Source organism: Streptomyces sp. NPDC034670, from assembly GCF_055574875.1.
The window spans coordinates 44643-49122 of sequence record NZ_JBVITR010000054.1; the positions used below are offsets into that span (position 1 = coordinate 44643).

4 protein-coding genes and 2 pseudogenes are annotated in these 4480 nt (G+C 70.0%); 3 read left to right on the forward strand and 3 right to left on the reverse strand.

The features are described 5' to 3' along the window. The first annotated feature begins 623 nt into the window (after positions 1–623). A complete protein-coding gene (locus tag ACZ56B_RS27750; RefSeq protein ID WP_468796267.1) occupies positions 624–809 on the forward strand; it encodes a hypothetical protein in 186 nt (61 codons plus the stop codon). Between the two features lie 21 nt (positions 810–830). Here the strand turns inward: ACZ56B_RS27750 and ACZ56B_RS27755 are convergent. Further along, positions 831–1237: pseudogene (locus tag ACZ56B_RS27755) on the reverse strand (transposase family protein); the annotation flags it as partial. Positions 1238–1752: 515 nt separating this feature from the next. Here ACZ56B_RS27755 and ACZ56B_RS27760 point away from each other — a divergent pair. Next, positions 1753–2418 carry a pyridoxamine 5'-phosphate oxidase family protein gene (locus tag ACZ56B_RS27760; protein WP_468796269.1) on the forward strand — a complete coding sequence of 222 codons (666 nt, stop codon included), beginning with the start codon at positions 1753–1755 and terminating at the stop codon, positions 2416–2418. 25 nt (positions 2419–2443) lie between these two features. Here ACZ56B_RS27760 and ACZ56B_RS27765 read toward each other — a convergent pair. After that, positions 2444–3077 (reverse strand): annotated as a pseudogene (locus ACZ56B_RS27765) (IS5 family transposase); the annotation flags it as partial. A 150-nt stretch (positions 3078–3227) separates the two neighbouring features. Next, positions 3228–3863 carry a TetR/AcrR family transcriptional regulator gene (locus ACZ56B_RS27770; RefSeq protein ID WP_468796271.1) on the reverse strand — a complete coding sequence of 212 codons (636 nt, stop codon included), beginning with the start codon at positions 3861–3863 and terminating at the stop codon, positions 3228–3230. 106 nt (positions 3864–3969) lie between these two features. Here ACZ56B_RS27770 and ACZ56B_RS27775 point away from each other — a divergent pair, with 106 nt between their 5' ends. Continuing rightward, positions 3970–4383: an alpha/beta hydrolase fold domain-containing protein gene (locus ACZ56B_RS27775; RefSeq protein WP_468796273.1), complete on the forward strand. Its 414-nt coding sequence runs from the start codon at positions 3970–3972 to the stop codon at positions 4381–4383. The last annotated feature ends 97 nt before the right edge of the window (positions 4384–4480 follow it).

Below are 4480 nucleotides of genomic sequence, written 5' to 3' on the forward strand. Positions count from 1 at the left end.
ACACCCTCTCCCCCCCCCCCCCCCCCCCCCCCCCCCCCCCCCCCCCCACCCCTCCCCCCCCCCCCCCCCCCCCCCCCCCCCCCCCCCCCCCCCCCCCCCCGGTCCCGTCGCCCGGTCGCCGGGTGCCCGGACAGGTCCCGGTCCGGGGGAGCCCCTACGGGGAAGCGGGGTTCCACCGTTGTTCCGGGCTGTCCTGCTGCCCGGCCGACAGGGGACCGGGGCCTGCGGCGGGTCGTCGGCCCCGGTCCCGCGGAACTGCTCGGACAGCAGGGGCGTACCCAGTGCGGTGGCGGTCGGTTTGCGGTGTGCCGCCTCCAGGGTGCGGGCGGCTGCGGGCAGGCCGGCCGGGGGTGGCCACCCACAGTTCTTCCACCCGTCCGCCCTTCCGGGCCTTACCGTTGGGGCCGGCGCCTGGCTCGCCGGAGCCCGCACCGAACACCGCTCCCGTCGGCTTCCCGGCGACCATGCCCGCCCGGTCGCCGCGCGCTTCGACGGCGACGGGACGACCGAGGCCCCCCGTCCCCGCCCTCCTGGCCTGAACGTCCGCCTCCAGCGGGGCGTGCCCCCGGGCGCGTATGCTGCGCCAGTCCGCGAACCGTCCGTTGAAGGGAAACCGTCCCACCGTGTTCCAGCAGACCCCCGTCTACGACCGCCTCGTCGCCGAACGCGGCGACGTCCCCGTCCAGGTCCGCGGGGAAGCCGACCGGATACACCGCGACCTGGCCCGGGTACTGGGCCGGACGTCCGCCTCCCAGCCGAGTGAACCCCAGAGCGTTTTCGAGCCGAGGACGCCTCCCCGCGCTCTTTAGAGGTCGTTTTCTCCTGCTGTTTCATCCCGGTGTCCACGGTTGATGTGGATGTGCGGAGTCGCGCTGGGAGCGGGTGTTCCCGCCGGTGAGGCGGCGAGCCATGAGGTCGGTCATGGCGAGGTGGATCACGGCTTCGGAGCGGGTGGGCAGGGTTTCGTGGTCGCGGGCCGGGCGGCGGTGCAACATGAGCCGGCCGTAGGTCCGTTCGACCGCCCATCGCTTCGGGATCGGAGTGAAACCCCTGGTCCCGGGTTTGCGAGCGGTGACTTCCATGTCGATGCCGAGAACGGCGGCATGTTCGACGAGGTGCTGGCGGTAGCCACCGTCGACCCGCACCTCGCGAACACCGGGATGGTCGGCGGCCACCTGGTCCAGGAGCCGGGCGCCGGCGACGGAGTCTGCACACTTGCCGCGGTGATCAGCACGGCCGTACCGTCGCGGACCGAGTGCGCCCAGGCGCACGGCGACACCAACGGAAGCACGTGTCCGCGAAGGCCGGGCGTCCTGGGACGAGACGGGCACAAGTCACTTCACGCCTCACCTGTCACCCCATCTGACCGGCAAGAACCAACCCGCATCCCCAGCAGCACAGGCACCACAACCGGCAGTCTGAAAATCGCTGGATACACGGGCAGCCCAGGCGAAAACGAACTCCAAGAACTCCTGACAGAATGGTCAGGTCGGACAACCCGGCCTGGTCCGCCCGCGCTGACCTTTGCCTCGGTCCGCGTGCCGACCAGGCTCCTCGGCCCGGCATAGCGGCGGGCCGAGGCGGGCGCCGTACTGTCGCTGACGGGTGCCTACCGACGAGATCCGCCTCGGTACGGGCTGGCAGTGCACGACCGCGTTCCTCCGACTGCGCCGAGGGCTAGCGATTGGTCAACGCAGGTGAGATCACCCACTGACCCGCGCAATGCCTCGGTCGTCTTCTAGGGTCGTCCGTATGATGATCGACACTGGGGTCGTCGGCCCGCTCTTCGAATCCCTCCAGGCTGACGCCCTCACCAGCCCGGACCAGCTGCGCGAGCTCTACCCGCAGCCGAACCCGAACTCGCTCCGCAAGGAGACCGATCGCCTGACCGAGGAGACCCGGGCGCTGATCGGCTGTTCCTCGCTGGTGTTCATCGACAGTGCGGACGCCGAGGGCCGGGCGGACGTGACGCCGCGTGGCGGCCCCGCCGGGTTCGTCTCGGTGCTCGACGAGCAGACCTTGGTCATCCCCGACGCGACCGGCAACAAGCGGCTCGACACCATGCACAACGTGCTGCAGACCGGACGCGTCGGACTGCTCTTCCTCACTCCCGGCCGCCCGACCACACTGCGCGTCAACGGCCGCGCCTGCGTCTCGGCACGCCCGGAGCTGCTCGCCCAACTGACGCCCGTCGGAAAACCGCCGGTCACGGCGATGGTGGTGCAGGTCGAGCAGGTCTATCCACACTGTCCGAAGTCGCTGATGCGCGCCAACGCCTGGCAACCGGAGCGATGGGTGCCTGCTGAGGCCCAGCCGACCAGCGCCGAGGTGACGCTGGCCCAGCTGAACCTGCCGGGCCTGACCGTCGGCCAGGTCGAGGAGGCCGAACGGGAGTCACTGCGCCTGCGTTACGAGTGAACTCGGATGAGCACTCCTGTCGCGATGAGGTCAGGCGCCGCCAGCAGATGAGCGCACATCCGGGGGTGAGGAAGGCTTCGTGGATGTCGTCGCGGATCTCCCAACGAATCCGCAGGCGACGGAACCAGTGCAGGTGGGCGAACGCCCGCTCCGCGACCCAGCGCTGGGTGCCGAGTCCGGATCCGTGCTCGACACCGCGTCGGGCGATCAGTGGTTTCACGCCCAGGTCCCAGACAAGCCGGCGGTACTTGTCGTGGTCGTAGCCCCGGTCGCCCAGCACCACGTCCGGGCGGCGCCGGGGCCTGCCTCGCTTACCCCGCACGGGGGCACAGCCTCAAGAACACGGGCGGCACAGCCTCAAGAAGTGGAATCAGCCGAGTGACGTCGTTGCGGTTGCCACCGGTCAGGGTGACGGCGAGCGGGATGCCGGTGGCGTCGGTGATCAGGTGGTGCTTGCTGCCGGTTCTGCCTCGGTCGGCAGGGTCTCGTCCGGTCTTGGTCCCCCCCTTCAACGCACGGATGTGGGAGCCGTCGACGGCCGCCCGGGAGAAGTCCCGTGTGTTCGCGCTGCGGAGCCTGGCGAGGAGGACCCCATGCAGCCGGGGCCGGACGCCGGCTGCGGTCCACTCGGCCAGGCGGCGCCAGCACGTCATGCCCGATCGGCCGCGCCGCCCCGCACCCCCGGTTCACCGATCCCGGGGTGATGCGACCACCTCGAAGATCATTTTGTTAGGGGTGCTGAGTGCCTGTTTCTGAGCTCTGTATCCGCAGGTCAAGGGTGTCGGTGGTGAGTTGACGCGGCCGAGCCGCTACCGGACGAGGTAGCTCTCGATGTGGTCGATCACCGCTGACACGGCCTGCCGGTAGGCGGTGCTCGACCGGCGGACCTGGGACAGCAGCATGCCGCCCTGGATGGCGGCCAGCAGGGCGGTGGCGAGCGCGGCGGTATCGGCGCGCTCGCTCAGCTCGCCTCGTGCCTGCATGCGTGCGAGTCCCGACCTGATGGGGCCTTCCCACCGGTCGAAGGCGGAGACGAGGCTGGTCCGCGCCGACTGGTCGCTGTCGGCGAGTTCGCTGGCGAGCGAGCCGATCTCGCAGCCGCCTTCGCATCCTCTTGCGTCCTGCCGGTTCCCTGCCCTGTCGCACCACTCGCGCAGGGCCTCGATGCTGTCCAGGCTGTCCAGCAGCGGACGCTGCCGGGCGAGCTGGGTGTCCGTCTGGTGGTCGATGACCGCCAGGACCAAGCCCTGCTTGTCTCCGAAGTAGTGGTAGATCTGCGACGCGCTGACCCCGGCGGCCGCCTGGATGTCCGGGATGCTCGTGCCTTTCGCGCCGCGTTGGAACATCAGTTCCGCAGCGGTCTCGATGATGCGTTCGCGGGTCCTGCGGCCGCCCTTGGTGAGCCGCTGCCTCCTCGGCTCCCCGGCCTTCACTGGTGCGCTCATACGCCCACGTTACTCAAGTTGGAATTGACATTCCAATTATGCTCCGCCGATGATCCTGGAAAGGTCATTCCATACCGGGTGGCCGTCCCTTCAGACAGGTGAGCCCATGTCCCTCGACCCCCAGATCGAGACCTTGCTCAAGAAAGTGGCCGCACGAGGCGGACCGGCCCCCGAAACTCTGACGGTGGCCGCGGTCCTCGCACAGGAATCCCTGCGCCGCGGGGGACCTCGCCTCACGCTCCAGGTGCTCGCCTACCCGGCGGTCGACCGGTTCGACGACAGCCCTTCGATGTACGAGAACATGACGGGCCCGGTCCTCTCCCGTTCCTATCTCGAGTGGTTCTGGGGCGCCTACCTCAGCACCCCGGACCAGGGTGCCGACCCGCGGGTCTCGCCGGCGCGCTCCGACGAACTGGCCGGACTTGCTCCCGCCGTGGCCGTCGGTGGTCGGCGCCGCTGCAGTGGCCGCCGCGGCCTTGGCGTTCATCACCCTGCTGCCCGACAGCCAGTACTCCAGTGAGATTTCGTGTCCTGAGCTGGTTCTTCTTCGGTAGTGGCAGCGGCGGGCTGTGGCCTGGTGGCGTCTGCGCCAGTGGGACCAGCTCAGGGCGTGGAGG